Here is a 26504-nt window from a genome sequence, read left to right as displayed (position 1 = left end):
CTCAGGCGAGCAGTTTGTCCAGCTTGGCCCGGACCCGGTCCAGGTCTTCGCTGTACTTGAGCACCGAACCGAGGGTCCGGGCGGCGGTCGCGGCGTCCAATTCGGACATTCCGAGGGCGAGGAGCGCCTGAGCCCAATCGAGGGATTCCGCCACCCCGGGCGGTTTCAGCAACTCCATGGTGCGAAGCCGCTGCACCGCCGTCGCGACCTGAGTCGCGAGCCCCTCGCCCAGATTCGGGATCTTGCGGCGCAGGATCTCGATCTCGCGGCCGAGGTCCGGATGTTCGAGCCAGTGATAGAGACAGCGGCGCTTCAGCGCGTCATGCACCTCCCGCGTCCGGTTGGAGGTGAGCACCACGAGCGGCGGATGCTCGGCCCGCACCTCGCCGAACTCGGGGATCGTCACCGCGCTCTCGTCGAGGAGTTGCAGCAGGAAGGCTTCGAACTCGTCGTCGGCGCGGTCGATCTCGTCGACCAACAGGACACACGGAGCGGTCTGCAACGCTTTCAGCAGCGGCCGGGAGAGCAGGAAACGTTCGGTGTAGAGGGACTGTTCGGCGGCCTCGACGTCGAGGCCGCCGTCACCCGCGGCTTCCAGCGCGCGCAAATGCAGCAGCTGGCGGGGGAAGTCCCATTCGTACAGTGCCTGCGCCGCGTCGATCCCCTCGTGACATTGAAGCCGGATGAGCGGAATGCCGAGCGCTTCGGCCAGTCCCAGCGCGAGCGAGGTCTTGCCGGTGCCCGGTTCGCCCTCGCAGAACAGCGGGCGGCCGAGCGCCACGGCGAGGAACCCGGCCGTGGCGATGCCGTCGTCGGCGAGGTAGCCGACCGTTTCGAGGGCTTCGGCCAGTTTCTCGGGCGATTCGACGGTCACGTGCCGATCGTAGGCCTCGGTGAGCCGGAGATCAGCCCGGAAGATCCTCGCGGCGGTCCACGTCTTGCCCGGTGCCGAGGTCACCGCATTCGACGAGCCGCAGGTCCTGGCGCCCGTTGAGCCAGTCGCGGGCGCCCTTGTCCCCGGACGCGCCCGCCACGATCTCCGGCCACCACCGGCGGCCGAGAACGACGGGGTGGCCGGGAACGCCTTCGTACGCGGCACGCGCGACGGTGACTTCACCGGCCCCGGCGGCGACCCGGCGGACCACGTCGGCGCCGACGCCGGGCAGGTCCACGAGATGCACGACGGCGGCTTCGGCATCGGTTGCGGTGAGCGCCCTCAGGCCCGCGCGCAAGGACGCGCCCATGCCGGACTCCCAGTCTTCGGCCACGATCGCGGCCCCGGGGTCGGGCAGGAGCGCGCGGACTTCCGCGGCCGAGGCACCCAGCACCACCCGGACCGGCGCACAGCCCGCGTCGGTGAGCACTCGCAATGCCCGCACGACGAACGGCTCACCGTCGAGGACGGCCAGCGCCTTCGGCCCGCCGAACCGGCGACCGGCTCCGGCCGCGAGCAGCAGCCCCGCGACCTCAGCCATGCCTCGCCCTGCTCGGTGGTGCTGAGGCCAAATCGGCCTCGATGGCCCGCGCCGCCGAGAGCAGCGACGGCAGCAGTTCCCGTTCGACCGACTCCGGCGTCGTGCGGCTGGCGTGGGTGGAGAGGTTGACCGCGGCCACGACCGAACCGCGCCGGTCCCGGATGGGCACGGCGATCGAGCGAAGGCCTTCTTCGAGTTCCTGGTCGACCATCGCGTAGCCCTGTTCGCAGACCCTGACCAGCTCGGCGAGCAATTCTTCCGGCCGGCTCTTGGTGCGCGCGGTGAGCTTGTCGAGCTTCGCCCTGGCGAGGTATTCCCGCAGTTCGGCGTCATCGAGGCCGGCGAGGAGGACGTGCCCCATCGACGTCGCGTGGGCGGGGAAGCGGGTGCCGACGTTGATGCTGACGGTCATGATCCGCGAGACGGCCACCCGGGCGACGTAGACGATGTCCGGGACTTCGAGCACGGAGATCGAACTCGACTCGTGCACGTCGGCGGAGAGCCGCTCCAGATGCGGCTGGGCGACCTCCGGGAGCGACAGGCTCGACAGATACGAGTAGCCGAGTTCGAGGACCCGCGCGGTGAGGGAGAAGTACTTGCCGTCCGTGCGCACGTACCCCAGGTCGACGAGGGTGAGCAGGAACCGGCGGGCGGCCGCCCTGGTCAGCCCGGTGGAGCGGGCCACGTCGCTCAGGGTGAGTTCCGCCGCGTCCGCGTTGAACGCCTTGATCACGGCCAGCCCACGCTCCAGCGACTGGACGTGATGCGCCCCGCGCTCGGTCACCTCGCCTTCGTCCATATGAGAACCCTAGGCCGTGACCTGTATGTCTGTCCGATGGGCTTCGTGATCCAGGTGGTTCCCGTCGGTGCGGGCGGATCGGCCTCGTACCGGGTCGTACTCGGCCGCATCCGCCCGTATCGCCAGGGGCCGCCTGGGCGGCGAAGACCGCGGACGGACGTACAGGACGCGGCCTAGCGGCCTCCCTTTTCCTGGGCGGCAGGCTCACCGAGTTCGGCCAGGACCCGCTGCGCGACGGCGAACGCGGTGTTGGCCGCGGGGGCGCCCGTGTAAACGGCGGTGTGCAGCAGGACCTCGGAGATCTCCTGGGCAGTGAGTCCATTGTGGACGGCGGCGCGGACGTGCATCGCGAGCTCGTCGTGGGCGTGCAACGCGGTGAGCGCGGCCAGGGTGACGCAGCTGCGGGTCTTGCGGTCCAGCCCGTCACGCGACCAGACCGATCCCCAAGCGCCCCGGGTGATGTAGTCCTGGAACGGGCGGCTGAACTCGGTGGTGCGGGCGACCGCCCGATCGACGTGCTCGTCCCCGAGGACCTCGCGGCGCACCTTCATGCCGGTCTCGTAGGTGTCGTCGGTCATCGGGCGGCCTCCAGGTGTTCGAGGATCAACGCGGTGAACCGCTCGGGCTGTTCGAAGCTCCCCAGATGCGCGGCGCCTTCGACGACTTCGAGCCGCGCGTCCGGGATGCCGCCCGCGATCACCTCGGCGTGTTCGACCGGGGTGGCCGGATCCTCGGCCCCGGCGATCACCAGGGTCCGCGCCGCGATCTTGGGCAGATCGCCGACGAGATCCATCTTTTCGATGGCCTGGCAGGAGGACGCGTAGCCCTCGGCGGGGACGTTTGCGATCATTTCGCGCAGGTACCCGGCCCGCTCGGGGTGGGCGGCGGTGTAACCGGCGGTCAGCCAGCGGCCGACCCCGGTCTCGGCGACCGCGGCGGTGCCCTTCTCCCGGACCGTCTCGGCCCTGTCCGCCCACATGCTCGGCGGCCCGAGCTTCGCGGACGTGCAGCACAGCACGAGGCTCGCGATCCGGTCCGGCGCGTTCACGCCCAGCCACATCCCGGTCATCCCGCCGAGTGAGAGCCCGACGACATGGGCACGCTCGGCACCGTGCTCGTCGAGCAGTGCGAGCAGGTCGCCGCCGAGATCCGCGAGGGTGTAGGGCCCGGGCGGGACGGGTGACGCGCCATGCCCGCGACTGTCGTACCGGATCACCCGGAAACCCCGCTCCACCAAGGGTTTCACCTGAGGATCCCACATGCGGTGATCGCTGCCGAGCGATCCGCTGAACACCACGACAGGGCCGTCCGCGGGCCCTTCCGCGACGCTGTGCACCTCCACCGGCTCAGACATCGAAGAACACCGTCTCTCCCTCGCCCTGCAACCGGATGTCGAACCGGTAGCCGTCGCCGTCCTTGGCGGCGACCAAGGTGCCGCGGCGGGCTTCCGGGACCGACGCCAGCACCGGATCCCCGGAGTTGTCGTCGTCCTCGAAGTAGATCCGGGTGACCACCCGGTGCAGGAGCCCGCGGGCGAACACCGAGACGTCGATATGCGGGGCCTGCGTACTGCCCGCCGGACCGGGCAGCGAACCGGGCCTGATCGTCCGGATCTCGTAGTTGCCGCCCGGATCGGTGGGGCAGCGGCCGAAACCCCGGAACCCGCCGTCGACGGCTCCGCGCGGGTCGTCGGGGTGGTCGAACCGGCCGTCGGCGTCGGCCTGCCAGGTCTCGATCATCGCGTCCGGGACGGGTTCGCCCGCCCCGTCGAGGACGCGGCCGTGGATCAGGATCGCGGCGGGTTCGTCCGCGGGGACGACGTCCGGCCCGTCCGGCCAGGGCAGGCCGATGGACAGGTACGGGCCGACGGTCTGGGAAGGCGTCGTCTCCGGCATCAGTGCTCGTCCTCCTCGTCTTCGAAGACCGAAGCCTCGCGGCCGCGCACGACGATGTCGAACTGGAAGGCCAGCGCCCACTCGGCTTCCGTGCGGTCGAGGTCGAAGCGCGCGATCATCCGCTGCCGTGCCTTCTCGTCCGGGATGGAGTTGAAGATCGGGTCCTGCGAGAACAGCGGGTCTTCCGGGAAGTACATCTGGGTGACCAGCCGCTGGGTGAACGCGCTGCCGAACACGGAGAAGTGGATATGCGCCGGCCGCCAGGCGTTGTCGTGGTTCTTCCACGGGTACGCGCCCGGTTTGATGGTGGTGAACGTGTAGCGCCCCTCGGAGTCGGTGAGCGTCCGGCCCGCGCCGTCGAAGTTCGGGTCGAGCGGCGACGGCCAGCGGTCGCCGGTGTGCCGGTACCGGCCGCCCGCGTTCGCCTGCCAGATCTCCACGAGCGAATCCCGGATCGGCCGCCCGTCGCCGTCGAGCAGCCGTCCGGTGACGATGATCCGCTGGCCCTGCGGCTCTCCCGCGTGCCCCTGGGTGAGGTCGTTGTCGAATTCGCCGATCCGGCCCGGCCCGAGCGCGGGACCGGTGACCTCGGTCAGCAGATGCGGGAGCACGATCAACGGCTCTTTGGGATGCCGCAGCGCCGTCGACCGGTAGCCGGCGTAGTCGAGCGGCGGATGCGTGCCGTCGGGATCGCGCCGGTAGCGCGGGAGCCTCAGTTCTGCGGGTGCGGACATGGTTTCCCCCCAGCGCGGGTCAGCGGGTGTCACTGGGCTTCGAGGACGACGGCCAGCCCCTGGCCGACGCCGATGCAGATGGCGGCCAGGCCCCACCGGCCGCCGGTGCGGCGCAGGTGGTGGGCCAGCGTGCCGAGGATCCGGCCGCCGGAGGCGCCCAGCGGATGCCCGATCGCGATCGCGCCGCCGTTCACGTTGACGATCTCCGGGTCGAGTCTCGACCAGTCCCGCAGGCAGGCCAGCGACTGCGCGGCGAAGGCCTCGTTCAGTTCCACGGCCGCGAGGTCCTCCCAGCCGATTCCGGCGCGCTCCAGGGCGATCTCGGCCGCGCGCACCGGGCCGATGCCGAAGACGTCCGGGTCGACGCCCGCCGCGCCCCGGCCGGCGATCCGGGCCAGCGGCGCCTTGCCGAGCCGCTTCCCGGCCGCCTCGTCACCGAGCAGCAGCGCGGAGGCGCCGTCGTTCAGCGGGGACGCGTTCGCGGCCGTGACCGTCCCTTGTGGACGGAATACCGGCTTCAGCTTCGCGAGCTTCTCCGGGCTGGAATCCGGCCGGATGCCTTCGTCGCGGGTGAGTTCGACTCCCTCGACGGGGACGACGTGGCCGTCGTAGAACCCCTCGTCCCAGGCGCGGGCGACGTTGACGTGACTGCGGACGGCGAACGCGTCCTGCTCGTCGCGGCCGATGCCGTAGCGCTCGGCGAGCTGCTCGGTGGACTCGCCGAGCGAGATCGTCCACTGCTCGGGCATCTTCGGGTTGACCATGCGCCAGCCCAGCGCGGTGGAGTACAGCGTCTGGTTTCCCGCCGGGAAGGCCTTCTCCGGTTTCTGCATGACCAGCGGCGAGCGGCTCATCGACTCGACCCCGCCCGCGACGGCGAGCGAGGCGTCGCCGACCTGGACCGACCGGCTGGCCTGCATGACGGCGTCGAGACCGGATCCGCACAGGCGGTTGACCGTGGCACCGGGCACGGTCGTCGGCCAGCCCGCGAGCAGCGCCGCCATTCGCGCGACGTTCCGGTTGTCCTCGCCGGCGCCGTTGGCGTCGCCGAGCACCACCTCGTCGACGGTGGCCGGGTCGAGGTCGTTGCGCTCGGCCAGCGCCCGCAGGACGGTGGCGGCAAGGTCGTCCGGGCGGACCCCGGACAGGGCGCCGCCGTACTTGCCGAACGGGGTACGGATGGCGTCGAACAGGAAGACGTCGGTCATGCGCTCGCCCTTGTGAGGTCTCGGAGGATGCGGAGTTCTGCCTCGGTCGGCGCCGGGGTGGTTCCCAGGTCGCCTGCCACCTTCAGTTTCCACCCGGTCGCCGCGACGACCTGATCGACCTCGACCCCGGGGTGCAGCTCGGTCAGCGTGAGCTCGGCGGTCTCCGGGTCGGGCCGCATCAGGCCGAGGTCGGTGACCACCAGCGTCGGCCCGGCCCCGGGGAGGCCGAGGCGCTCGCGATCGCCCTTGCCGGCGCCGTGACCGAACGAGGTCACGAAGTCGACCTTCTCGACGAACGTGCGGGTGCTCTGCCGGAGCACCACGAACACCTCGCGGCAGGAGGCGGCGATCTCCGGGGCGCCACCCGCCCCGGGGAGACGCACCTTGGGGTTGGCGTAGTTCGAGGTGCTCGTTGCCGCCGAGGACTCGTCAGCGGAGTCCGGGCCGATGACGGTGGTGTTGATGTTGCCGAACTTGTCCAGCTGGGCGGCGCCGAGGAAGCCGACGTCGATCCGGCCCGGCTGGAGCCAGTAGTTGAAGACCTCGGGGACGCTGACCACGGCGTCCGCGGTGTCGGCGAGTTCGCCGTCGCCGATGGACAACGGGAGCCTGCTCGGTTTGGCGCCGAGGCAACCGGATTCGTAGATGAGCGTCAGATTCGGCGCGTGCCCGCGGCGGGCCAGGTTGGCGGCCGTGCTCGGCAGGCCGATGCCCACGAAACAGGACATCCCGTCGCCGAGCGCGCGAGCGGCGGCGACGCTCATCATCTCGTCGGAGGTGTACTCGGTCATGCCTTCACTCCCGTCAGCTCGCCGAGCCAGCGGGTGAAGCTCTCCCTGTCCCGGCCGATCGCGTCCCATTCCTGGTAGGCGTCGTTGTCCCGTTCGTAGTACCCCGCCGCGTACGACGGCCTCGCGCCGCCGGGAACCTCGGCCACGGCGGTGAGGGCCCACGACGGCAGCACGATCGCGCCCGGCCGCGGCTCCAGCTCGTCCACGATCTCCTCGACGGTGACCAAGGATCGCTTCGCCGCGAGCACCGCCTCCTTCTGCACGCCGGTGATGCCCCAGATCTGGACGTTGCCGGACCGGTCGGCGCGCTGGGCGTGCACGATCGTCACGTCCGGGTTGAGGGCGGAGACGGCGGCCAGTCGCTCACCGGTGAACGGGCAGGTGATGGGTTTGATCGTGTCGGTCTGCGCGGCGAGATCGGTGCCCGTGTACCCGCGCAGGACGGCGAACGGCAGGCCCGAAGCGCCGGCGACGTACCGATTCGCCATGCCCGCGTGACTGTGTTCCTCTATCTCCAGCGGTACCGGCCAGGAGTGCTGGACGGCGTCGCGGAACCGGTGCAGCGAGCCGACTCCGGGGTTGCCGCCCCACGAGAAGATCAGCTTGCTCGCGCAGCCCGCGCCGATGAGCTGGTCGTAGACGATGTCCGGGGTCATGCGGACCAGCGTCAGGCCGGTGCGGCGCTGGCGGATGATCTCGTGGCCGGCGGCCACGGGGATGAGGTGCGTGAAGCCCTCGAGCGCGACGGTGTCCCCGTCGTGCACCAGCCGTGCCACGGCCTCCTTCAACGACAGCAGCTCAGCCATCCCCACTCCCGGCTCGTTCGAAGCGCGTGTTCGGATCGCGCACACATGTTCTGCATATGAACATAGCACAGGCGGGCCGGTCGTGGCACTGCTTCGACCCGGCGAATCCGGATCAGCCGGCGCGACCGCGCAGCCAGGTGCGGTACCGGCGAAGCGCGACGGCCTGCAGCACCGTTTCCACCACGAGCGCCGGCTTCGGGTCGATGCCCGGCTTCGTCGGCCGTCCCGCGCCGAGGCGCCGCAACTGCCGCCGGACGCGGGCCATGCTCGCGGCGGACGCGACGGCCTTGTCCGCGATCCGGATCGGCCGGAGGTCCACCTTGGCGTCCCGGTCGTGCCGCCACCTGGCGGGCAGTCCGGGATCGACGGCGAGAGCACTGCCCATGCCGACGAGTTCGACGCCGCTCGCCAGCACTTCCTCCGCGACCGGCCTGCGGGCCACGCCGCCGGTCAGCATCAGCGGCAGCGCGCTGGTCCGCACGAGTTGCTCGGCGAGTGTCAGGAAGTAGGCCTCCCGCGCGCGGGTGCGGTGGTCGCCGGACTGTCCGGGAAGAGACCGTGCGCGTCGAAGGCGAACCGGACGTCCTGGCCGTCCTTGCGCAGCATCTTCGCGGCGCCGACCAGACTCGGTTCGGACGGCTTCCCCTTGCCCTCTTCGGCGGCGGACACCGGGCCTGCCGCGACGAGTGTCGTGGCGAGGACCATCGCGGCACCGACGACGGCGAGTTCTCGTGATTGTTTCATGTTCCACCCCTGGAATCCCCTGCTCGCGGAGCCTTTCCGCACTCATCAGCATCCCGGCGCACCCGGCGGTGACGACTCCCCCGCGTAGGGGAAGCGCCTCCCTCATCGCGGGGATTTCCACATTTGGGATACCAACTGCCGCGCACTAGGCTGGCGACGTGACCTCGAAGATCGCGGTGACCCGGTGGATCCCCGACGAAGCGCGGAAAGTGCTCGCCGAAGCCGGGGAGGTGAAACTCTCGCGCGCCGACCGGCCGCTGACGCGGGACGAACTGCTCGAGTTCGTCCATGGCGCGTCCGCGATCGTCGGCATGCTGCACGACCGGCTCGACGGCGAGGTCGCCGACGCGGCGGGTCCCGGATTGAAGGTCGTGGCGAACGTGGCCGTCGGCTACGACAACGTCGACGTCGCGGCGCTGTCGGAGCGCGGGGTCACCGTCACCAACACTCCCGGTGTGCTCACCGATGCCACCGCGGATCTGGCGTTCGGGCTGATCCTCGCGGTCACCCGGCGGCTCGGCGAGGGCGAACGGCTGATCCGCTCGCGTACCCCGTGGTCGTTCCATCTGGGGTTCCTGCTCGGTTCCTCGCTGCAGGACAAGACGCTCGGGATCGTCGGGCTCGGCCAGATCGGGCAGGCGGTCGCGCGGCGGGCGCTCGGTTTCGGCATGCGGATCGTCTACTCGGGACGATCGCGGGCCGCCGAAGACGTCGAGAAAACCCTGGGCGCGGAGTACGTGCCCTTCGGCGAACTGCTGCGAAGTTCCGACGTCGTGTCGCTGCACTGCCCGCTCACGCCGGAGACCCGGCATCTCGTCGACGCGGACGCGCTGAAGTCGATGAAGCCGGACGCGTACCTGATCAACACCACACGCGGCCCCGTCGTCCACGAAGCCGCGCTGGCGGACGCGCTCGAAACCGGCGAGATCGCCGGAGCGGGCCTCGACGTGTTCGAGGCCGAACCCGAGGTCGAACCGCGGCTGCTGAACCGTGAAAACGTCGTCTTGACGCCGCATCTGGGATCGGCGACCGTCGAGACCCGTACCGCCATGGCCGTGCTCGCGGCCGAGAACGTCGCGTCGGTGCTCACCGGCGGAAACCCGCTGACGGAGGTTCGTCCATGACTCGTGTGGTCATCGCGCCCGACAAGTTCAAGGGAAGCTTGACCGCGGTCGAGGCCGCGGCGGCGATCGCCCACGGCGTCCGCGACGCGCTGCCCGAAGCCGAGGTCTCCTCCTGCCCGGTCGCCGACGGCGGCGAAGGAACGCTCGACGTCCTCGTCGCGGCAGGCGGCCGTCTCGTGGAACTCCCGGTCCGCGGGCCGCTCGACGACACCGTCGACGCGCGCTACGTGACGCTCGACGGAACGGCCTACATCGAATCGGCCCGCGCGTGCGGCATCGAATTCGTGGAGCCGAGCCCGGAAGTGGCGCTGGCCGCGCACACCTGGGGCGTCGGCGAACTCCTCGCGCACGCGCTCGACAACGGCGCGCGGCGCCTGGTGCTGACGGTCGGCGGAACGGCGAGCACCGACGGCGGCGCCGGGATGCTGGCGGCACTGGGCGCCGGGGTCTTCGACGCGTTCGGCTCACCGGTCGGACTCGGCGGCGGCACGCTGGGCCGTGTCGCACTGGCCGAACTCGGCCCGGCGCGCGAACGGCTCGGCTCCGTCGAAGTCGCCGTCGCCACCGACGTGACGAATCCCTTGCTCGGGCCCCGTGGCGCGGCCGCGATCTTCGGCCCGCAGAAAGGCGCGGGCCCGCGCGAGGTCGAGCAACTGGACGAAGCCCTGTCCCGCTGGGCACAGGCGCTGCGGAACGCCGGGACCCCCGATGTCTCCGATCTTCCCGGAGCGGGCGCGGGTGGCGGGGTGGCCGCCGGGGCGATCGCGGGGCTCGGCGCCAGCGTCGAATCCGGTTTCCAGCTCATCGCCGGACTCACCGGGGTCGCCGGCGCCATCGAACGCGCCGACCTCGTCATCACCGGCGAGGGCTCACTGGACGAGCAGAGTCTCGACGGCAAGGCCCCGGCGGGCATCGCGGCCCGCGCGCAGGAGCACGCGGTGCCGCTGATGGTGCTGGCCGGACGGATCCAGCTGGACCAGAGCCAGCTCGCCGGCCTCGGGGTCGTGGGCAGCGCCGCCCTGATCGACCACGCGCCTTCGCTCGACCACGCGCGTGCGCACGCGGCGGAACTCCTGCGCGAGCGGGCCGGTGAGCTGGTCCGCACCTGGGCCCGGTCTCAAGCCTGAACCCGCCGGGCTCAGCTGCCAGGCTGGGGCTGAGCCTGCGGGAGTACGGCGAAGGCGGCTTCGCCGGTTTCGTCCTGCTGGACGTCGAGCACCTTGTCGTCGAGCAACGCGGCCGCTTCGGGCTCCAAGAATACCTTCGGGCCGCCGTCGGCGCCGAGGACCTTGTCGCCGGTCTCCGGTTCGGGGGCGACGGAAACCGCGAGCTGGGGACTGTCCCCCTGCTGCGAGTGCATCGCGAACCGCAGGCCGCCTCCGTCCTGTCCGTTCTCCTGTCCGGTCAGTGCGGTGATCGCCTCGGCGGCGGCTTCGGTGACTGTCAGCATCTCTGCCCTTCCTTCGTCGCGGTCTTGCACTTGACCGACCACGCTAGGGGCTGTCGGCATGGCCCGCCGTCTGAGTGAAGATCACTTCTCGCCGACGTCCGGCTCCTCCTCGGCCAGCCGCATGGTGTGCGACTCCCCTTCGCGGATCTCGGCGGGCGTGGTCCCGAAACGGTCTGCCCCGCTCCAGTGCTCGGGTGGTTCGACACCCTCTTCGAGCGGGTCGACGCGGAGTTCGTCTTCGTCGAGTGCCTCGCTGGGATCCAACGTTTCCGGTTCCGCTGTCTCACGGTCGCTCATCGGCCGCTCCCTCCTGGTCGGACGTCAGCCGGGCCGTGCTGTACTCGACCCGGTCCCTGTGGCTTACCCGACGTCTCCGCAGGCCAAACGGCCACGCTGTCGCGGGGATCACAATTTCTCAGGTGGTTCATTAGCTTCACAAGTTTGTGAAATGAGGAGTAGCGTCGTCGGTATGACCACCACCAGGTGGGCGCCAGGGCACCGGATCATCCGGCGCGCGCCGGAGCGGCATCACGAACTCGGCAACCATGCCGCTTGGTACGTCGTGGCCGGCGTCGCCGCCACCGGCCTGCAGGCGGTGCTTTTCCTTGTCCTACAGCCGATCCTCGGCCCCCAGTTCGCCAATCTGGTCGCACTCGCGGTCACGACCGTCGGGAACACCGAGTTCCACCGCAGGGTCACCTTCGCCACCCGGGAGAGCAATGCGGGCAAACGGCATTTCCAGGATCTGGTGACCTTCGCCTTCTACGCCGCGTACGGCTCGATCGTGCTCGCGTCACTCGACGCGGTGATCACCGAGCCGACCGCACTGGAACAGACAGGCGCCCTGCTCGCGGCCAGCGTCGTGGGCGGCATCGCGCGCTTCGCGGTCCTTCGCTGGTGGGTCTTCGCGCGCCGGAACGCCTAGGCGTTGTCCGGCCGGCCTGCGCGAGGGGCTTCGTGATGCAGGTGGTTCCTGGCGGTGCGGGCGGGGATGACCTGGGCGCGAAGACCGCGCGCAGGTCGGCCGGAGACCGCCTAGTCTCTTCGCGTGGCAGAGATCAACAGCCCGCAGGACGGCGGCTCCGAACCCGATTACCGATTCACCCTCGCCAACGAACGGACCTTCCTCGCCTGGCTCCGGACGGCGCTGGGCCTGCTGGCCGGCGGCGTCGCCGTCCACCAGCTGGTTCCCGATCCGAGCGCGCTGAGCACCGTCCTGGCGGGACTGTGCGTCGTGCTGGCCGCCGTCGTCGCGGCGAGCGCGTATCCACGCTGGCGGCAGGTGCAGAGCGCGATGCGCGCGGGACGGCCGCTGCCGAAGAGCGGGATGCTGGTCCTGCTGACCGCCGGGATCCTCGCGATCACCCTGACGGCGGCGGCGCTGGTGATCTTTTCGTGAGCCGACGCGATCACGGAGCGCAAGCGGAACGGACCGGGCTCGCTTGGCGCCGGACCGCGCTCGCGGCTACTGCCTGCACACTCCTGCTCTTGCACGCCGCGGCCCGGCGGGACTGGGGGACGGCGGTCGTCCCGGTCGCGTTCGCGGGCGCCATGGTGATCACCTTCGTCGTCGCCGGGGCGATCCGTGAACGAGCACTGCGCCGTCCGGGAACCCCGAAACCTCTTAACAGAGTCCTTGCTGTCACGGCATCGGCACTCGTCGTAGCGACGGCGGTCGCACTGATCGCGGTGCGCTAACCGCCGCGCACATCCTGCGACGCCGAAGGCCGTTTTCCCGACGCAGAGTCTCGGTTGTATTAAGCCGACTCCGGCGAATGGGCTATCTCTAGTTGAAATCTTTACTGCCGTCCGATCGACGCCTACGATTACGCTGCGTCGCAACGGCGGCAGGTGGATCTGATCTTACGGAGCATCTGCCGCCCTCAATCGTTACGGAGTGTTGACCCCTCGACAGCGACGGTCTCAGGGTCGGCCGGGGAGGACGACCATGCAAGCCACTTCCAGTGCGTCCAGAACCGTCACCCCCGATGCGGTCCCCGGATACACGACTCCGGAGAACCTGCCTCGACCGGGCGGACGGCTGACGAAGGAGGACCTCGATCCCCTCGTCAAGGACGCGGGCGACGGCAATCCCGCCGCGATCCAGTCCCTCCTCCGGATGATCGGTCCCGTCGTGGTCCGCTACTGCCGCGCCAGAATGGGCGGCCGCGACCTGTCCTACCTGTCGGCGGACGACGTCGCGCAGGAAGTGTGCATGGCGGTGCTGAAGGCGCTGCCCGGCTACCAGGATCGCGGCGGTTCGTTCCTCTACCTCGTCCACGCCATCGCCGCCAACAAGGTCGCCGACGCCTACCGCGCGGTCTCCCGCGACCGGTCGGAACCGGTCCCGGAACTGCCGGAACGGCCCATCGGCGACAACGAACCCGAAACCCACGCCCTGCACCTGGACCTCGGTGCCCGGCTCAGCCGCCTGCTCTCCACCCTCCCGCGGGTGCAGCAGGAGATCCTCGCCCTCCGCATCGCCGTCGGCCTGTCCGCCGCCGAAACGGCCGAGGCGCTCGGGATCTCCGCAGGCAACGTGCGCGTGACGCAGCACCGCGCACTGGCCCGCCTGCGGACGATGGTCAAGCAGGACGAGTTCTGATCTTTTCTCCTCCTGCCGCAGGTCATCGACCGGCGGCTCAGGCGCCCGGACCCCGCGCCGCCCACTTCGTCCTTTCCCGGTTCACAGCCGGGTTTTCGTCGTATCTCGTGACTCGCGTGTTCGAAAGCGGAACTCACGTGATTGGAGGCGGTAGGCCCGCCGCGCCGTGCCGTCGAAGAACTCCAGCCGTTCGCTGTCACTCAGCGAGCCCGTCAGCGAAAAAGCGGTGTCCACGACGACTTCGTACGCGGCCGCGAGCTCGCAGACCGGCCAGTCCGAGCCGAACATCAGCCGCGAAGCCCCGAAGGACTCCAGGACGTGCTCGGCCCAGCGCGCCAGCTGCCCGACCTTCCACCGCGCCCAGTCCGCCTCGGTCACGAGCCCGGAAAGCTTGCAGTACACGTTGTCCAGCTCCCCCAAAGCCGCGACACCGTCCGCCCACGGCTGCCATTCGCCCGTGGCGATCGGCGGCTTCCCGGCGTGGTCGAGCACGAAAATCTGGTCCGGCAACGCTTTCGCGGCGGCGAGCGCGGCGGGGAGTTGCGGTGGTTTCACCAGCAGGTCGTACGCCAGCCCTGCCTCGCCGAGGGCGGCGAGACCGCGCAGGACCTCGGGCCGCGTCAGCCACGACGGGTCCGGCTCGTCCTCGACCTGATGCCGGATCCCCACCAACGGCCCGGAAAACGAGGCCACGCGCTCGACGACGTCGGGCGCGGTGAGGTCGGTCCAGCCGACGACGCCCACGACGAGCGGTTCGGCCCGAGCCGCCGCCAGGAACTCGCGCGTCTCCTCCTCCGATGAGACCGTCTGCACCAGCACGGTCCCCTTCACCCCGGCCGCCTCGGTCACCGCGCGGAGATCGTCCACTGTGTACGGACGGCGGATCGGATCCAGTGCCGTGCCGGTCATCCACGGGTAGTCCCGTCGTGCGGGATCCCAAAGGTGATGGTGCGCGTCGATCACGCCCGTTCCTCCTGTCGCAGCACGGTGTCCTCACGCAACAGTCCCGCACGGATCAGGTCCGTCCACAACTCGCGCGGCACCGGGCGCCGGAACCGTTCGGCGTTGAGCCGCACCTGGCCGGGATCGTGCGCGCCGACGACGACGGACACCACCGACGGATGCGCGGCGGGCAACGCCAGCGCGGCTTGCGGGAGTTCGACGCCGTGCCGCTCGCAGACGTCGGCGATCCGCTGGGCGCGCTCGACCAGTTCGGCGGGAGCCTCGGCGTAGTCGTACATCGTGCCAGGCGACGCGGTGGCGAGGATCCCGGCGTTGAACGCCCCGCCGGCCACCACGTCCACACCGCGTTCCGCGCACAGCGGGAGGAGGTCGTCGAGCGCGGGCTGGTTGAGCAGGGTGTACCGGCCCGCCAGCAGGATCACGTCGAGGTCGAACCGGCGGACGAACTCGGTGAGCATCGGCGCCTGGTTCATCCCGGCCCCGATGGCGTCTACGACACCCTGCTCCCGCAGTTCGAGCAGCGCGGGGAACGCGCCACCGACGGTGTCCTCGAAGTGTTCGTCCGGGTCGTGCACGTAGACGACGTCGACGCGGTCGAGCCCCAGCCGCTCCAGACTGTCCTCAAGCGACCGGAGGATCCCGTCGCGACTGAAGTCCCACCTGCGTTTGTACGCGGCGGGAACGACGAAACCCTGTGAGTCGGTGCGCGAAGCGCCTTCGGGATCGGGTTCCAGCACGCGGCCGACCTTCGTCGAGACCACGAAATCCGCGCGCGGATACGCCGAAAGCGCCGCGCCCAGCCGCCGTTCCGACAGCCCGAGACCGTAATGCGGGGCGGTGTCGAAGTAGCGGATGCCTTCGTCCCACGCCTGCCGGACGGTCGCTTCGGCGGTCTCGTCGGTGATGGCGTGGTACAGGTTGCCCAGCTGCGCGCAGCCGAGCCCCAGCGGGGACAGGGGGATCGTCACGGAAGCTCCCAGACGAGGCCGAGCCCCGAATCGCCGCCCGAGTAGTCGTCTTCGACGTCGAGCAGCTCCGACATCCGCGCCTGCCACGGAATGTTGGCCGGGTGATCGCGCAGGACCGCGCGCATCTTCGCGTAGTCCTCGACCTCCACGACGTGGAACAGGTCGAGCCCGTCCCGCCAGATCCGCCACGAACGCACACCCGCACCGCGCAGGGCTTCGTCCAGCTCAGGCGGGATAACGGCGTGGACCGACTCGTATTCGGCCTCCTTGCCCGGCTTCAGCCGGGTGTGGAGTGCCACTCTTTGTAGTGCGACACCGTGGGTCACCGCGCCTCCTCAACTCGAAACATGGCACTCTGTCAACTGACACTCAAACATCCGAGGTCTTCGGGGAGGGCGGTGGAACATGCCGGTCACCGATGTCGCGATCGACAAGATCAAGGACATGATCATCTCCGGCGAGCTTGCTCCGGGCGACAGGCTGCCGAAGGAGGCCGAACTGGCCCAGCGGCTCGGCCTGTCCCGCAGTTCGCTGCGCGAAGCGGTGAAGGCGTTGTGCCTGATCCGCGTGCTCGACGTCCGCCAGGGCGACGGGACGTACGTCACCAGCCTCGAACCGAATCTCCTCCTCGACGCGATGACCTTCGTGGTGGATTTCCACCGCGACGACACCGTGCTGGACTTCCTCGCCGTGCGCCGGATCCTCGAACCGGCGGCGACGGCGCTGGCCGCGATGCACATGAGCGACGAGGACATCGAGGAACTAGGCCGCCTTCTCGACGAACTGGCCGACTCGCCGACGGTGGAGGCGCTGGTCGCGAACGACCTGCAGTTCCACCGCAAGATCGCCGACGGTTCCGGCAATCCGGTGCTGTGCTCGCTGCTGGACAGCCTGTCCGGCCCCACCGCGCGGGCCCGCATCTGGCGCGGGCTCACCCAGGAGGGCGCCGTCGCGAAGACCCGCGAGCAGCACACGGCGATCTACGAGGCCATCGCGGCCCGCGAGCCCGAACTCGCGCGTTCGTGGGCGACCGTGCACGTGGCGGGCGTCGAGCAGTGGCTCCGCAACGCCCTCGGCACCGCCGACGACCCCACCACGGCCGCCGAAGCTTCCTGACACAGCACCCCTCCCGAGGCTTCCGATAGCTCTTACGCCGTGCAATGAAGGGGCCTTTCATCGCAAATTTTGCAATGAAAGGCCCCTTCATTGCATCGGTGTACTAGGTCTGGGCCTTCCCGCCGGCATAGCGGGAGATGATCAACGCGACCAGGATGATCACGCCGTAGATCGCCTTCAGCCATTCCGGCGGCACCTGCGCCACCTGCAGCAGGTTCGTGACCGTCTGCAGGAGCAGCACGCCGGTGAGCGCCCCGACCAGCGTGCCCTTCCCACCGTCCAGTGAGACACCGCCGATCACCGCAGCCGCGAACACCTGAAGGATCAATCCGTCGCCCTGATCCGCGCCGAGCGCGCCGACGTAGCCGGTGTACGCGAGCCCGCCGAGCGCGGCCAGCACACCGGCGACCACGAAGACACCCCACGAGATCCGGTCGACGCGGATACCGGCGGCCCGCGCGGCCTCCCGGTTGCCGCCGATGGCGTACAGCGACCGGCCGATCCGGTGATACCGCAGCCCCAGCCCGAACACGGTGAACAGCGTCGCGGCCAGCCACACCGACATCGGCAGTCCGATGAACGTCGTCGTGGCCAGCGCGGTGAACACGTCCAGCTGATCGAAGAGCGTCTTCCCCTGCGTGGACCCGATCTGCGTGCCGCGCAGCACGGTCAGCATCGCCAGCGTGACGATGAAGGCGTTCAGCTTCAGCTTGACGATCAGGAAGCCGTTCACGAAGCCGACCGCGGCACCGGCCACCAGCACGGCGAGGATGCCCGCGAAGCCGGGGATCTCGGTGCCGAAACCCGAGGACGCCACCGGGATGACCAGCATCGCGCCCAGTGCGGGCGCCATGCCCATGGTGGATTCCAGTGACAGGTCGAACTTCCCGGTGAGCAGCACCAGCGATTCGCCCAGCACCACCATCGACAGCGCGGCCGAGGCGGACAGGATTCCGACGATGCTGCCGAAGGTCAGGAACGTGTCACTGATCAGTCCTCCGATGATCAGCACCACGATGAGCGCGGGCACCAGGGCGAGTTCGCGCAGCCAGCGGAACTTCCGGCGGCGGGGCGGGCCCGCGAACGACGAAGTCTTCGGATCGGTCACCGTTCGACTCCTTCGATGTCGGCCACCAGGTCGCCGTCCGACCAGCCCGCCCGGTGTTCGGCGACCACGGCACCGGCGCGCAGCACCAGCACCCGGTCGCTCAGCCGAAGATCGTCCAGCTCGTCACTGACGATCAGCACCGCCTTGCCCTCCGCGCGCACCCGGTCGACGACCGCGAGCAGCGCCTCCTTCGACTTCACGTCCACGCCCGCGGTCGGGTTGATCAGCACCACCAGTCGCGGATCCCCGGCCAGCGCGCGGGCGAGGACGACCTTCTGCTGATTGCCGCCGGAAAGGTCGGACACCGGCTGGTCCGCGTCGGCCGCGACGATGTCGTAATCCTTCAACGCCTGGGCGGCCCGGCCGTATCGCGTGCCCGGCGACGCCAGGCCACCCTTCCCCATTCGGTCCAGAATGGACAGTGTGGCGTTGTCCGCCACGGAATGCTCCAGCACCAGTCCCTCGTGATGCCGGTCCCTCGGCACGCAGCCGATCCCGGCGCGGATCGCGGCCGGGATGTCGCCCGGTTTCAGCGGTTGCCCGTCCACCCGGACCGTGCCGGATGACGGCGAGCGCAAGCCGTACACGGTTTCGGCGACCTGGTGCTTGCCGCTGGCGTTGCTGCCCGCGAGCCCGATCACCTCACCGCGATGGATCCGGAACGTCACATCCTCGAAGCCGTCACCGGAGAGGCCGTCGACGGTCAGCACCTCGTCGGCGTCCGCGGCCAGCGCCTCGCGGGCGGAGGCGTCGCGCACCGAAAGCCCGCCCTGCTCGCCGGTCATCGCGTCGATCAGCTCGGCACGGCCGACCTCGGAGACCGGCGCGGTCAGGATGTGCTTGGCGTCGCGCAGCACGGTGACCGCCTGACAGACTTCGTAGACCTCGTGGAGGTGATGCGAGATGAACAGGAACGTCACCCCGTTGTCCTGCATCTGGCGCATCCGCGCGAAGAGCCGTTCGATCGCCTGGCTGTCCAGCTGCGCCGTCGGCTCGTCCAGCACGATGAACCGGGCACCGTAGGAAAGCGCCCTGGCGATCTCGACGAACTGCCGGTCCTCCACCGAAAGCTCACCCGCCGGGGTGTCGACGTCGACCCGCACATCCCAGGAGTCGAGCAGTTCCCGTGCCTGACGGCGCAACCGCTGCCAGCCGATCGCGAAACCCTTGCCGGATTGGCGGTTCAGGAACAGGTTCTCCGCGACGGTCAGCTGCGGGACGACCATCGCGTGCTGGTAGACGCAGGCGACCGCGCGTTTCCAGTCGTCCTGCCTGGACAAAGGCGGTGCGGGAACACCGCCGAACTCGACGCGACCGGTGTCCGTTTTGGACAGTCCGGTGAGGATGGAGACGAGGGTCGACTTCCCGGCACCGTTGCGGCCGACGAGCGCGTGCGACTCGCCGGGGTGCACGGTGAGGCTGACGTCGGACAGCGCCATGGTGGGCCCGTAGCGTTTGCCGACGCCCTGTGCGCTGACCACCGGCACGGCGGCGGATCCGGCGGGCAGCGCGCTCACAGGTTGTTCCCCCAGAGGGCCTTGTCGTCCACGTTGTCCTTGGTGACGACGGGAGCGGGGAGCTGGTCTTCCAGGATGCCGGGGCGCACCTCGACGACGGTGCTGCCGTGATCGGTCGGCCCCGCCTTGAAGGTCTCGCCCGCCATGGCCTTCTTGATCCAGTACATACCGTACTTGGCGTAGTCGTCGGCGGGCTGCGAGACGGTCACGTCGAGTTCGCCGGCGCGGATCGCGGCCAGTTCCTGCGGGATGCCGTCGTTGCTGACCAGCACGACATGCTTCGGGTCGCCGACCGGGAAGTAGAGGTTCTTGCGCTTGAGCGCCTGCTGCGTCGGCGCCAGGTACACGCCGCCCGCCTGCATGTACACGGCCTTGATGTCGGGGTTCGCGGTCAGCAGACTGTCCAAACCGGACGAGGCCTTGTCCGCCTTCCACTCGGCGGCGACCTCCAGCACCTGGACGTCCGGGTACTTCGTCTTCATGCACTGCCGGAACGCTTCGGAGCGGTCGCGGCCGTTGACCGAGGCCAGATCACCCATGACCTGCACGACCTTGCCCGACGTCACCTTCGCGCCGATCGCCTCGCAGGCCTTGGTGCCGTACGCCTTGTTGTCCGCGCGCACCACCATCGCGACCTTGCCGCTCTCCGGCGCGACGTCGACCGCGACCACCGGGACACCCTTGTTCTCCGCCACCTTGAGTCCCGCGACGACGGCGGCGGAGTCCAGCGGCGTCACGACCAGGCCCTTGACGCCCTGGTTGAGCAGGGTGTTGATGTCGGTGATCTGCTTCGCCGAGTCGCTGTCCGCGTTGACCGTCGGCAGCGCCTCGACGCCCTGTTCCTTCGCCTTCAGCGGTACGTAGTTGTTGTAGGCCTGCCAGAACGGCGAGGTCAGCAACGGGATCGTCGCGCCGACCTTGCCGCCTCCGCCCGCACCCTGGGGAGCGTTGGCGGCGTTGTCCTTTGTGGACCCACACGCCGACAGGGTCAGCCCGAGCACGGTGGCCGCGGCGGCCACCTTGATCACCCTCGTACGCACCGCATCCTCCTTGATGACAGCGAAAAACTACTGCTGGACCGGGCCGCGCGGACGCAGCCCGTACATACCTCCGTCGACAGCGAGCGCCGTGCCGGTGGTCGAAGCCGACAGCGGGCTGGCGAGGTACACGACCGCGTTCGCGACCTCGTCCGCGGTGACCAGCCTGCCCATCGGCTGACGGGCGGCCAGCGCGGCGCGTTCGGCCTCCGGATCGCCCGCGGCGTCGAGCAGCCTGCCGACCCACGGGGTGTCCGCGGTGCCGGGGCAGACGCAGTTGACCCGGATCCGGTCGGCGAGGTGGTCGGTCGCCATCGCCAGGGTCAGCGAGAGCACCGCGCCCTTGCTGGCCGAGTACAGCGCGCGGTCGGGCAGGCCCGCCCACGCGGCGATCGAGCAGGTGTTGACGATCGCGGCCGACGGCGAGTTCTTGAGATGCGGCAACGCCGCCCGCGCCAGCCGCACCATGCCGACGACGTTGATGTCGAGCACGCGGTGCCATTCGTCGTCGCCGTTGGCGGTGACGTCACCCTGCGCGCCGATGCCCGCGTTGTTGACCAGGACGTCGAGCCTGCCGAACCGGTCCGCGACCGCGTCGATCGCCGACCGGACCTCTTCGTCGGCACCGACGTCGCAGCGGAATCCGGCGAGACCTTCGGGAAGGTCGCCGGGGTTCAGGTCGAGGACCGCGACCTTCGCCCCGCGCGAGGCGAGCAGGTCCGCGGTGGCCCTGCCGATTCCCGACGCGCCTCCGGTGACCGCCGCGACGAGGCCTTCGAACTCACTCACTTGCTTGTCTCCGTCCATTCCGGACCGTCGGGGAAGGTGAACCGGCGCAGCGTCGCGTCGTGCATCCGGGCCGAGAAACCCGGCGCGGACGGGGCGACGTAGCGGCCGTCGACGACGGCGGCCGGATCGGTGAAATGCTCGTGGAGGTGGTCGACCCATTCGATGGACCGGTCGGCGTCGGAACCGGACACCGCCACGAAATCGAACATCGACAGGTGCCGGACGAGTTCGCAGAGCCCGACACCGCCGGCGTGCGGGCACACCGGGATCCCGAACTTGGCCGCCAGCAACAGGATCGCCAGGTTCTCGTTGAACCCGCCGACCCTGGCGGCGTCCAGCTGCAGTACCGAGATCGCGCTCGCCTGCAGCAGTTGCTTGAACACCACGCGGTTCTGGACGTGCTCGCCGGTGGCCACCCGGATCGGGGCGAGCGCCTTGGCGATCGCGGCGTGCCCGAGCACGTCGTCGGGCGAGGTGGGTTCCTCGATCCAGTACGGGTCGTACGGCGCCAGCGCGGTCATCCAGGTGATCGCGGTCGAGACGTCCCAGCGCTGGTTCGCGTCGACGGCCACCTGGATGTCCGGACCGACGGTCTCGCGGGCGAGCTTCATCCGGCGGACGTCGTCCTCCAGATTCCCGCCGACCTTCAGCTTGATCATCTCGAAGCCGTCCGCCACCGCCTGCTCGGCGAGCCGAACCAGTTTCGCGTCCGAGTAGCCGAGCCAACCGGGGGAAGTGCTGTACGCGCGGTATCCGTCGCGCTCGATCCGGGCGATGCGTTCGGCGCGGCCCGGTTCGGCGGCGCGGAGGATGTCGAGCGCCTCCTGCTCGGTCAGCGCGTCGGACAGGTAGCGGAAGTCGACGAGGGAGACCAGGTCCTCCGGCGACATCTCGGCGGCGAAACGCCACACCGGGAGCCCCGCGATGCGCGCGGCGAGGTCCCAGGCGGCGTTGACGACCGCGCCGATCGCCATGTGCGCGACACCCTTTTCCGGGCCGAGCCAACGCAGTTGCGAGTCTCCGACCAGTGCCCTCGACAGAGCACCGAGTGCGGCGGCGTCGGCCGGCACGTCCCTGCCGACGACATGCGGCTCCAGCGCGCGGATCGCCGCGGCCTGGACGTCGTTGCCGCGCCCGATGGTGAAGGCGAGCCCGTAGCCGTCCGGACCGCCGTCGGTGTGCAGCACGACGTACGCGGCCGAGTAGTCCGGGTCCGGGTTCATGGCGTCCGAACCGTCGAGGTCCCGCGAAGTGGGGAACCGGACGTCGAGCACCTCCATGCCCACGATCTTCGCCATCACGCCTGCCTGACGTTCTGGCGCTGACGGCCGAGGCCGTCGATTTCGAGCTCGATGACGTCCCCTTCGCGCAGGTACGGCTTGGGGTCCGGCTGCCCGAGGGCGACGCCCTGCGGAGTGCCGGTGTTGATGAGGTCGCCGGGGCGCAGCACCATGAACCGGCTCAGGTAGCGCACGATCTCGGCCACCGAAAAGATCATGTCCTTGGTCGACGAGTCCTGCTTCTTCTCGCCGTTGACCCACAACCGCAGGCCGAGGGCCTGCGGGTCGGGGACCTCGTCGGCGGTGACCAGCCACGGGCCGAGCGGATTGAAGTTCTCGCACGACTTGCCCTTGTCCCAGGTGCCGCCGCGTTCGAGCTGGAACTCGCGCTCGGACACGTCGTTCGAGACGGTGTAGCCGGCGACGCACCCCAGAGCCTCTTCGGCGCTTTCGAGGTAGCGCGCGGTCTTGCCGATGACGACGCCGAGCTCGACCTCCCAGTCGGTCTTGGTCGAACCGCGCGGCACGAGCACGTCGTCCTCCGGGCCGACCACGACGTCGGGCGCCTTCATGAAGACGACCGGTTCGCCCGGGACCTCGGCGCCGGACTCCTCGGCGTGCTGCCGGTAGTTGAGGCCGATGCAGACGACCTTGCCGGGCCGCGCGATCGGCGCGCCCACCCTGGCCCGCGCGGCTTCGGAGCCGGCTTCGGGCAGCTCACCGGCGGCCAGCGCGGCGGCGACCCTGGCCACGCCGTCGCTCGCGAAGAAGCCGCCATCGATATCGGCGGTCAGCCCCGAGAGGTCGCGCAGCGTGCCGTCCCCGGCACGTACGAACGGACGCTCACTTCCCGGCTCCCCGAGTCGCAACAGCTGCACGGATTTTCCCTTCAAGCCGAACCGCCAGCAATCAACGGCTCCCAACGCGACGAACAGACATCCGATGTATACCCGACAACCTTCGCCAAGATCTAGGGCCGTTCGGATTCGAATGGAAAATTGATCGGATCAGTCTTGCGAAGTCCGGGTGGCGAGACTCACAGCGGGAATAGTTACCTACTCTAAGCAAGTTGTTCCTCGCGGAACCATGACTGGGGAAGGAACGAGCATGACCATCGCGCCCGAGCGGGTGGAAGAAACCGTCGCGCGGCCCCGCACGAGCGGACGCGCCCGATTCGTCCTGATCCTCGGCGGCCTGTCCGCCTTCGGGCCCCTGTCCATCGACATGTACCTGCCCGCGCTGCCGCAGATGGCGGGCGAACTGCGCGCGGCGGACGCGACCGTCCAGCTCACGCTGAGCGCGTTCATCATCGGGCTCGCCATCGGCCAGCTGATCCTCGGACCGCTGTCCGACGCGATCGGCCGCCGCAAACCGCTCGTGGCGGGCCTCGCGCTCTACATCGTCGGCTCGATCCTGTGCGCCGTCGCCCCGACCGCCGAACTGCTCATCGCCGCACGCGGCGTCCAGGCCTTCGGCGCCGCGGCCGGCATCGTGATCGCCAGGGCGACCGTGCGCGACCTCTACTCCGGCACCGCGATGACGAAGTTCTTCTCGCTGCTCATGCTGGTCAACGGGCTCGCCCCGATCCTGGCGCCGATCATCGGCGGCCAGATCATGAACTGGACGTCGTGGCGCGGCGTGTTCGTCTGCCTGACCGCGTTCGGCGCGATCCTGCTCGCCGTCGTCTTCTCCCTGCTGCCCGAACCCCTCCCCGAGGAACGCCGTACCCCCGCGCGGTTCGGCTCGGTGATGCGGAAGTACGCGAGCCTGCTCCGGGACCGCGGCTTCCTCGGCTACGCGCTGGCCTCGGGGCTCATGTTCGGGAGCCTGTTCGCCTACATCTCCGGCTCGTCCTTCGCGCTGCAAGGCGTCTACGGCCTCAGCCCGCAGGCGTACAGCCTGGTGTTCGGGCTCAACGGCATCGGCATCGTGGCCGTCGGCCAGCTGAACGGGCGCATCGTCGGCCGCTTCCCGGAACGGACCCTGCTGACCGTCGGTCTCGTCATCGCGGCGGTCGCCGGATTCGGCGTCCTGGCCGCGGCGGTACTGGACCTCGGCCTGATCGGGCTGCTGGTCCCGCTGTTCGTCCTGGTGTCGAGCATCGGCATGGTGGCGCCGAACGCGAGTTCGCTGGCGCTCGCCGAGCAGGCGCGGTCCGCTGGTTCGGCGTCGGCGCTGCTGGGCGTGCTGCAGTTCGTCGTCGGCGGACTGGCGACGCCGCTGGTCGGGCTGGGCGGCGCGAGCACCGCTGTCCCGATGGGGATCGTGATGGCGGCCTTCGGCGTGCTGGCGCTGCTGGCCTTCGGGACCATGACGCGGCCTTCGGTGGCTTCGGTGCCTCTCGCGCCCGTCGCACAGGAGGCCTGACCCCCTGACGCGCGCTAGGAAAGGACCTTTCCTTGCAAATTTTGCGAGGAAAGGTCCTTTCCTAGCATCCCGAGGGGTCACCCCAGCGACTTGAGGTCGGCCGTCCTCAGCTGCTCCGCGGTCACCGCCGCGCGTCCCTCGACCAGGGCCTTCAAGGCGTCCCCGTCATCCCACTGGTTGACGTTCATCGCGGCGGTCACCTGCCCGTCACGCAGCCAAAACGCCGTGAAGTCGCGCGACGCGAGGTCGCCCCGCACCACCAACTGATCCGCTTCCGGATCGGCGAGCCCCCGGTATTCGCAGCCGAGGTCGTACTGGTCCGAGAAGAAATAAGGGCTCCGCAGGTACGGTTCGTGCTCGCCCAGCAGGTTTCCGGCGACGTGCTCGCCCTGCCACTTCGCGTTCGACCAGTGCTCGACGCGGACACGTTTTCCGTAGCGGGGATGGAACTGCGCGGCGATGTCGCCGATGGCGTAGACGTCGGGCGCCGCCGTCCGCAGGCCGGCGTCGGCGCAGACACCTCCGTCGTCCGACAGTTCCAGCCCGGCGGCGTGCACGAGATCGACCCGCGGCGCGGCGCCGACGGCCACCAGCACGACGTCCGCGGAAAGCTCGTCACCACTCTTCAGGCGAACGCCCGTCACCCCGTCCGGGCCGCCGGTGAATCCGGCGACGCCTTCACCCAGACGCCAGTTCACGCCGTGCTCGGTGTGCAGATCCTTGAAGACCCCGGACACCTGCTCGCCCAGCACCGCGAGCAGCGGTGAGCCGACCTGGTCGACCACGGTCACCTCGGCGCCGTGCTCCCTGGCGGCCGCCGCGGCCTCGGTCCCGATCCAGCCCGCGCCGACGATCACCACCCGTCCGGCGTCCTTCAGCGCCGAGCGCAGCGCCAGCGCGTCGTCGAGGGTGCGCAGGGTCCGTAGTCCGGGCAGGTCCCCGCCGGGTACGGGCAGCGAGCGCGGCCGCGAGCCGGTCGCGAGTACGAGCCGGTCGAAACGGTGTTCACCACCCGCGTCGTCGTGCACGAGCCGCGTGCCGAGTTCGATCCTGGTCGCGGTCACGCCGTTCTTGAACGCGATGTCCTTTTCTTCGTGGAAACCCTCGTCGTGCACCCAGTCGGGTTCATCGGTGTTACCCAGCAAAAGTCCTTTGGACAAGGGCGGTAATTCGTACGGGCGATGCGTGTCGGTGCCGAGCAGCAGGATTTCCCCCGCGTAGCCGCGTTCTCGCAGCGTTCCGGCCGCTGTCGCTCCGGCGAGACCGGCTCCGACGATGACGATCTTCCTGGGTTCGGGCATCGATGACCTCCCAAGCAGTCCTCCCCCGGACGCTACTCCCGTCCCTCCTCGTCCGGCCTAGCGAAAGCGGAAGTCGATCACGATGTGCAGGTTCGGTTAACCCATCAGTAGGAATGTCGGGTAACCCGCGTCACGGCCCCGAAAGCGCCTCGTCCCAGCCTCGGACGAGAAAGGGAGATCATGGGATACGGGAGGATGAGGACGTTGGCACCCCGGGACGAATGGTCGGTCGGCTGCCGGGATCTGGCGGGCAGGCGCAGGGACGTGACGGTGTTCGTGAGCAGCGACAAGATCGTGCTCGTGGCACCGCCCGGAGAGGCCGCCGTACTCGGGCCGCTGGACGTGGGGCGCCTGCGCGCCGCGCTCCGCGACGCCGTCGTCGCGGTGGCCGAACATCCGGACCACAGTGAATGACAACTACCGTTCC

32 protein-coding genes and 1 pseudogene are annotated in these 26504 nt (G+C 69.7%); 9 read left to right on the top strand and 24 right to left on the bottom strand.

Translation table 11 applies throughout. The annotated features are described in order from the left end of the window. Position 1 precedes the first annotated feature (1 nt). From ACLJQ7_RS21345 to ACLJQ7_RS21290, 12 genes are all read right to left on the bottom strand, one after another. Positions 2–874 (bottom strand): AAA family ATPase, encoded by an 873-nt coding sequence (locus ACLJQ7_RS21345; RefSeq protein ID WP_410649965.1) that lies wholly within the window; start codon positions 872–874, stop codon positions 2–4. A gap of 31 nt (positions 875–905) precedes the next feature. Next, entirely contained in the window at positions 906–1475 is a 570-nt protein-coding gene (locus ACLJQ7_RS21340; RefSeq protein ID WP_410649964.1) for an NTP transferase domain-containing protein, read from the bottom strand. Next, positions 1468–2274 carry an IclR family transcriptional regulator C-terminal domain-containing protein gene (locus tag ACLJQ7_RS21335; protein ID WP_410649963.1) on the bottom strand — a complete coding sequence of 269 codons (807 nt, stop codon included), beginning with the start codon at positions 2272–2274 and terminating at the stop codon, positions 1468–1470. Before ACLJQ7_RS21335 ends, ACLJQ7_RS21340 begins: the two co-directional genes overlap by 8 nt. A 173-nt stretch (positions 2275–2447) precedes the next feature. After that, positions 2448–2852 (bottom strand): 4-carboxymuconolactone decarboxylase, encoded by a 405-nt coding sequence (gene pcaC / locus ACLJQ7_RS21330; protein ID WP_410649962.1) that lies wholly within the window; start codon positions 2850–2852, stop codon positions 2448–2450. Further along, positions 2849–3628: a 3-oxoadipate enol-lactonase gene (gene pcaD / locus ACLJQ7_RS21325; protein WP_410649961.1), complete on the bottom strand. Its 780-nt coding sequence runs from the start codon at positions 3626–3628 to the stop codon at positions 2849–2851. Before pcaD ends, pcaC begins: the two co-directional genes overlap by 4 nt. Continuing rightward, positions 3621–4169 (bottom strand): protocatechuate 3,4-dioxygenase subunit alpha, encoded by a 549-nt coding sequence (pcaG, locus tag ACLJQ7_RS21320; protein WP_410649960.1) that lies wholly within the window; start codon positions 4167–4169, stop codon positions 3621–3623. Before pcaG ends, pcaD begins: the two co-directional genes overlap by 8 nt. Further along, a complete protein-coding gene (gene pcaH / locus ACLJQ7_RS21315; protein WP_410649959.1) occupies positions 4169–4903 on the bottom strand; it encodes a protocatechuate 3,4-dioxygenase subunit beta in 735 nt (244 codons plus the stop codon). The genes pcaG and pcaH overlap by 1 nt, the downstream gene beginning before the upstream one ends. Before the next feature lie 29 nt (positions 4904–4932). Next, positions 4933–6111 carry a thiolase family protein gene (locus tag ACLJQ7_RS21310; protein WP_410649958.1) on the bottom strand — a complete coding sequence of 393 codons (1179 nt, stop codon included), beginning with the start codon at positions 6109–6111 and terminating at the stop codon, positions 4933–4935. Then, positions 6108–6902, bottom strand: coding sequence for a CoA-transferase subunit beta (locus ACLJQ7_RS21305; protein WP_410649957.1), 795 nt, complete (start codon positions 6900–6902; stop codon positions 6108–6110). The genes ACLJQ7_RS21310 and ACLJQ7_RS21305 overlap by 4 nt, the downstream gene beginning before the upstream one ends. Continuing rightward, positions 6899–7708, bottom strand: coding sequence for a CoA transferase subunit A (locus ACLJQ7_RS21300; protein WP_410649956.1), 810 nt, complete (start codon positions 7706–7708; stop codon positions 6899–6901). Before ACLJQ7_RS21300 ends, ACLJQ7_RS21305 begins: the two co-directional genes overlap by 4 nt. A 112-nt stretch (positions 7709–7820) precedes the next feature. Further along, positions 7821–8189, bottom strand: coding sequence for a hypothetical protein (locus tag ACLJQ7_RS21295; protein ID WP_410649955.1), 369 nt, complete (start codon positions 8187–8189; stop codon positions 7821–7823). A 17-nt stretch (positions 8190–8206) separates the two neighbouring features. Then, the gene (locus tag ACLJQ7_RS21290; RefSeq protein WP_410649954.1) at positions 8207–8452 is read right to left on the bottom strand and encodes a hypothetical protein; all 246 of its coding nucleotides are present in this window, start codon (positions 8450–8452) and stop codon (positions 8207–8209) included. Between the two features lie 158 nt (positions 8453–8610). On the opposite strand from ACLJQ7_RS21290, the gene ACLJQ7_RS21285 reads away from it, so the two are divergent. Together ACLJQ7_RS21285 and ACLJQ7_RS21280 are read left to right on the top strand one after the other, a co-directional pair. Beyond that, positions 8611–9576, top strand: coding sequence for a 2-hydroxyacid dehydrogenase (locus ACLJQ7_RS21285; RefSeq protein WP_410649953.1), 966 nt, complete (start codon positions 8611–8613; stop codon positions 9574–9576). Further along, complete coding sequence (locus ACLJQ7_RS21280) at positions 9573–10703, top strand: glycerate kinase (RefSeq protein ID WP_410649952.1); 1131 nt, start codon at positions 9573–9575, stop codon at positions 10701–10703. Before ACLJQ7_RS21285 ends, ACLJQ7_RS21280 begins: the two co-directional genes overlap by 4 nt. A gap of 11 nt (positions 10704–10714) precedes the next feature. Here ACLJQ7_RS21280 and ACLJQ7_RS21275 read toward each other — a convergent pair whose 3' ends face one another. Further along, entirely contained in the window at positions 10715–11026 is a 312-nt protein-coding gene (locus tag ACLJQ7_RS21275) for an iron-sulfur cluster biosynthesis protein (RefSeq protein WP_410649951.1), read from the bottom strand. Between the two features lie 96 nt (positions 11027–11122). After that, positions 11123–11323 (bottom strand): annotated as a pseudogene (locus tag ACLJQ7_RS21270) (hypothetical protein); the annotation flags it as partial. A 172-nt stretch (positions 11324–11495) separates the two neighbouring features. On the opposite strand from ACLJQ7_RS21270, the gene ACLJQ7_RS21265 reads away from it, so the two are divergent. The 4 genes from ACLJQ7_RS21265 to shbA all read left to right on the top strand — a co-directional run bounded on the left by ACLJQ7_RS21265 (position 11496) and on the right by shbA (position 13631). Next, positions 11496–11951, top strand: a complete 456-nt coding sequence (locus ACLJQ7_RS21265) for a GtrA family protein (RefSeq protein ID WP_410649950.1) — start codon at positions 11496–11498, stop codon at positions 11949–11951. A gap of 123 nt (positions 11952–12074) precedes the next feature. After that, positions 12075–12425 (top strand): YidH family protein, encoded by a 351-nt coding sequence (locus ACLJQ7_RS21260; RefSeq protein ID WP_410649949.1) that lies wholly within the window; start codon positions 12075–12077, stop codon positions 12423–12425. Continuing rightward, on the top strand, positions 12422–12724 hold the full coding sequence (locus ACLJQ7_RS21255) for a DUF202 domain-containing protein (protein WP_410649948.1): 303 nt from the start codon (positions 12422–12424) through the stop codon (positions 12722–12724). The genes ACLJQ7_RS21260 and ACLJQ7_RS21255 overlap by 4 nt, the downstream gene beginning before the upstream one ends. 250 nt (positions 12725–12974) lie before the next feature. Next, on the top strand, positions 12975–13631 hold the full coding sequence (shbA, locus tag ACLJQ7_RS21250; RefSeq protein WP_233621370.1) for an RNA polymerase sigma factor ShbA: 657 nt from the start codon (positions 12975–12977) through the stop codon (positions 13629–13631). 81 nt (positions 13632–13712) lie between these two features. Here the strand turns inward: shbA and ACLJQ7_RS21245 are convergent, their stop codons facing one another. From ACLJQ7_RS21245 to ACLJQ7_RS21235, 3 genes are read right to left on the bottom strand one after another with little or no spacing between them, the layout of a single operon-like run. Continuing rightward, positions 13713–14594, bottom strand: a complete 882-nt coding sequence (locus tag ACLJQ7_RS21245) for an amidohydrolase family protein (protein ID WP_410649947.1) — start codon at positions 14592–14594, stop codon at positions 13713–13715. Continuing rightward, complete coding sequence (locus ACLJQ7_RS21240; protein WP_410649946.1) at positions 14591–15562, bottom strand: aldo/keto reductase; 972 nt, start codon at positions 15560–15562, stop codon at positions 14591–14593. The genes ACLJQ7_RS21245 and ACLJQ7_RS21240 overlap by 4 nt, the downstream gene beginning before the upstream one ends. Continuing rightward, positions 15559–15861 (bottom strand): L-rhamnose mutarotase, encoded by a 303-nt coding sequence (locus ACLJQ7_RS21235; protein ID WP_125674275.1) that lies wholly within the window; start codon positions 15859–15861, stop codon positions 15559–15561. Before ACLJQ7_RS21235 ends, ACLJQ7_RS21240 begins: the two co-directional genes overlap by 4 nt. Before the next feature lie 106 nt (positions 15862–15967). On the opposite strand from ACLJQ7_RS21235, the gene ACLJQ7_RS21230 reads away from it, so the two are divergent. Next, positions 15968–16678, top strand: a complete 711-nt coding sequence (locus ACLJQ7_RS21230; RefSeq protein WP_034321224.1) for a FadR/GntR family transcriptional regulator — start codon at positions 15968–15970, stop codon at positions 16676–16678. A gap of 103 nt (positions 16679–16781) precedes the next feature. Here ACLJQ7_RS21230 and ACLJQ7_RS21225 read toward each other — a convergent pair whose 3' ends face one another. From ACLJQ7_RS21225 to ACLJQ7_RS21200, 6 genes are read right to left on the bottom strand one after another with little or no spacing between them, the layout of a single operon-like run. Next, on the bottom strand, positions 16782–17786 hold the full coding sequence (locus ACLJQ7_RS21225) for an ABC transporter permease (protein ID WP_410649945.1): 1005 nt from the start codon (positions 17784–17786) through the stop codon (positions 16782–16784). Then, positions 17783–19303, bottom strand: coding sequence for a sugar ABC transporter ATP-binding protein (locus ACLJQ7_RS21220; RefSeq protein WP_410649944.1), 1521 nt, complete (start codon positions 19301–19303; stop codon positions 17783–17785). The genes ACLJQ7_RS21225 and ACLJQ7_RS21220 overlap by 4 nt, the downstream gene beginning before the upstream one ends. Continuing rightward, a complete protein-coding gene (locus ACLJQ7_RS21215) occupies positions 19300–20343 on the bottom strand; it encodes a sugar ABC transporter substrate-binding protein (RefSeq protein ID WP_410649943.1) in 1044 nt (347 codons plus the stop codon). Before ACLJQ7_RS21215 ends, ACLJQ7_RS21220 begins: the two co-directional genes overlap by 4 nt. Before the next feature lie 27 nt (positions 20344–20370). Next, positions 20371–21129, bottom strand: coding sequence for an SDR family NAD(P)-dependent oxidoreductase (locus ACLJQ7_RS21210; RefSeq protein WP_410649942.1), 759 nt, complete (start codon positions 21127–21129; stop codon positions 20371–20373). Beyond that, the gene (locus ACLJQ7_RS21205; protein ID WP_410649941.1) at positions 21126–22427 is read right to left on the bottom strand and encodes an enolase C-terminal domain-like protein; all 1302 of its coding nucleotides are present in this window, start codon (positions 22425–22427) and stop codon (positions 21126–21128) included. The genes ACLJQ7_RS21210 and ACLJQ7_RS21205 overlap by 4 nt, the downstream gene beginning before the upstream one ends. Beyond that, on the bottom strand, positions 22427–23287 hold the full coding sequence (locus ACLJQ7_RS21200) for a fumarylacetoacetate hydrolase family protein (protein ID WP_410649940.1): 861 nt from the start codon (positions 23285–23287) through the stop codon (positions 22427–22429). Before ACLJQ7_RS21200 ends, ACLJQ7_RS21205 begins: the two co-directional genes overlap by 1 nt. Before the next feature lie 229 nt (positions 23288–23516). Here ACLJQ7_RS21200 and ACLJQ7_RS21195 point away from each other — a divergent pair, with 229 nt between their 5' ends. Beyond that, on the top strand, positions 23517–24776 hold the full coding sequence (locus ACLJQ7_RS21195; protein WP_410649939.1) for a Bcr/CflA family multidrug efflux MFS transporter: 1260 nt from the start codon (positions 23517–23519) through the stop codon (positions 24774–24776). A 77-nt stretch (positions 24777–24853) separates the two neighbouring features. Here the strand turns inward: ACLJQ7_RS21195 and ACLJQ7_RS21190 are convergent, their stop codons facing one another. Then, positions 24854–26077 (bottom strand): NAD(P)/FAD-dependent oxidoreductase, encoded by a 1224-nt coding sequence (locus ACLJQ7_RS21190; protein ID WP_410649938.1) that lies wholly within the window; start codon positions 26075–26077, stop codon positions 24854–24856. 195 nt (positions 26078–26272) lie between these two features. Between ACLJQ7_RS21190 and ACLJQ7_RS21185 the strand changes: the two genes are divergently transcribed. Beyond that, positions 26273–26491, top strand: coding sequence for a hypothetical protein (locus ACLJQ7_RS21185; protein WP_039922712.1), 219 nt, complete (start codon positions 26273–26275; stop codon positions 26489–26491). Positions 26492–26504: the final 13 nt, after the last annotated feature.

Source organism: Amycolatopsis sp. cmx-4-54, assembly GCF_046548895.1.
GTDB lineage: Bacteria > Actinomycetota > Actinomycetes > Mycobacteriales > Pseudonocardiaceae > Amycolatopsis.
Note: the sequence above shows the minus strand (reverse complement) of the source record. Positions and strands in the feature narration are given on the sequence as shown.

Bases quoted from the DNA above. Each gene is read 5' to 3' on its own strand.
- pcaD (WP_410649961.1), bottom strand. From the start codon at position 3,628: ATGTCTGAGCCGGTGGAGGTGCACAGCGTCGCGGAAGGGCCCGCGGAC.
- ACLJQ7_RS21205 (WP_410649941.1), bottom strand. From the start codon at position 22,427: ATGGCGAAGATCGTGGGCATGGAGGTGCTCGACGTCCGGTTCCCCACT.
- pcaG (WP_410649960.1), bottom strand. From the start codon at position 4,169: ATGCCGGAGACGACGCCTTCCCAGACCGTCGGCCCGTACCTGTCCATC.
- ACLJQ7_RS21265 (WP_410649950.1), top strand. From the start codon at position 11,496: ATGACCACCACCAGGTGGGCGCCAGGGCACCGGATCATCCGGCGCGCG.
- shbA (WP_233621370.1), top strand. From the start codon at position 12,975: ATGCAAGCCACTTCCAGTGCGTCCAGAACCGTCACCCCCGATGCGGTC.
- ACLJQ7_RS21275 (WP_410649951.1), bottom strand. From the start codon at position 11,026: ATGCTGACAGTCACCGAAGCCGCCGCCGAGGCGATCACCGCACTGACC.
- ACLJQ7_RS21185 (WP_039922712.1), top strand. From the start codon at position 26,273: ATGAGGACGTTGGCACCCCGGGACGAATGGTCGGTCGGCTGCCGGGAT.
- ACLJQ7_RS21310 (WP_410649958.1), bottom strand. From the start codon at position 6,111: ATGACCGACGTCTTCCTGTTCGACGCCATCCGTACCCCGTTCGGCAAG.
- ACLJQ7_RS21230 (WP_034321224.1), top strand. From the start codon at position 15,968: ATGCCGGTCACCGATGTCGCGATCGACAAGATCAAGGACATGATCATC.
- ACLJQ7_RS21340 (WP_410649964.1), bottom strand. From the start codon at position 1,475: ATGGCTGAGGTCGCGGGGCTGCTGCTCGCGGCCGGAGCCGGTCGCCGG.
- ACLJQ7_RS21305 (WP_410649957.1), bottom strand. From the start codon at position 6,902: ATGACCGAGTACACCTCCGACGAGATGATGAGCGTCGCCGCCGCTCGC.
- pcaC (WP_410649962.1), bottom strand. From the start codon at position 2,852: ATGACCGACGACACCTACGAGACCGGCATGAAGGTGCGCCGCGAGGTC.
- ACLJQ7_RS21195 (WP_410649939.1), top strand. From the start codon at position 23,517: ATGACCATCGCGCCCGAGCGGGTGGAAGAAACCGTCGCGCGGCCCCGC.
- ACLJQ7_RS21280 (WP_410649952.1), top strand. From the start codon at position 9,573: ATGACTCGTGTGGTCATCGCGCCCGACAAGTTCAAGGGAAGCTTGACC.
- ACLJQ7_RS21300 (WP_410649956.1), bottom strand. From the start codon at position 7,708: ATGGCTGAGCTGCTGTCGTTGAAGGAGGCCGTGGCACGGCTGGTGCAC.
- ACLJQ7_RS21190 (WP_410649938.1), bottom strand. From the start codon at position 26,077: ATGCCCGAACCCAGGAAGATCGTCATCGTCGGAGCCGGTCTCGCCGGA.
- pcaH (WP_410649959.1), bottom strand. From the start codon at position 4,903: ATGTCCGCACCCGCAGAACTGAGGCTCCCGCGCTACCGGCGCGATCCC.
- ACLJQ7_RS21335 (WP_410649963.1), bottom strand. From the start codon at position 2,274: ATGGACGAAGGCGAGGTGACCGAGCGCGGGGCGCATCACGTCCAGTCG.
- ACLJQ7_RS21290 (WP_410649954.1), bottom strand. From the start codon at position 8,452: ATGAAACAATCACGAGAACTCGCCGTCGTCGGTGCCGCGATGGTCCTC.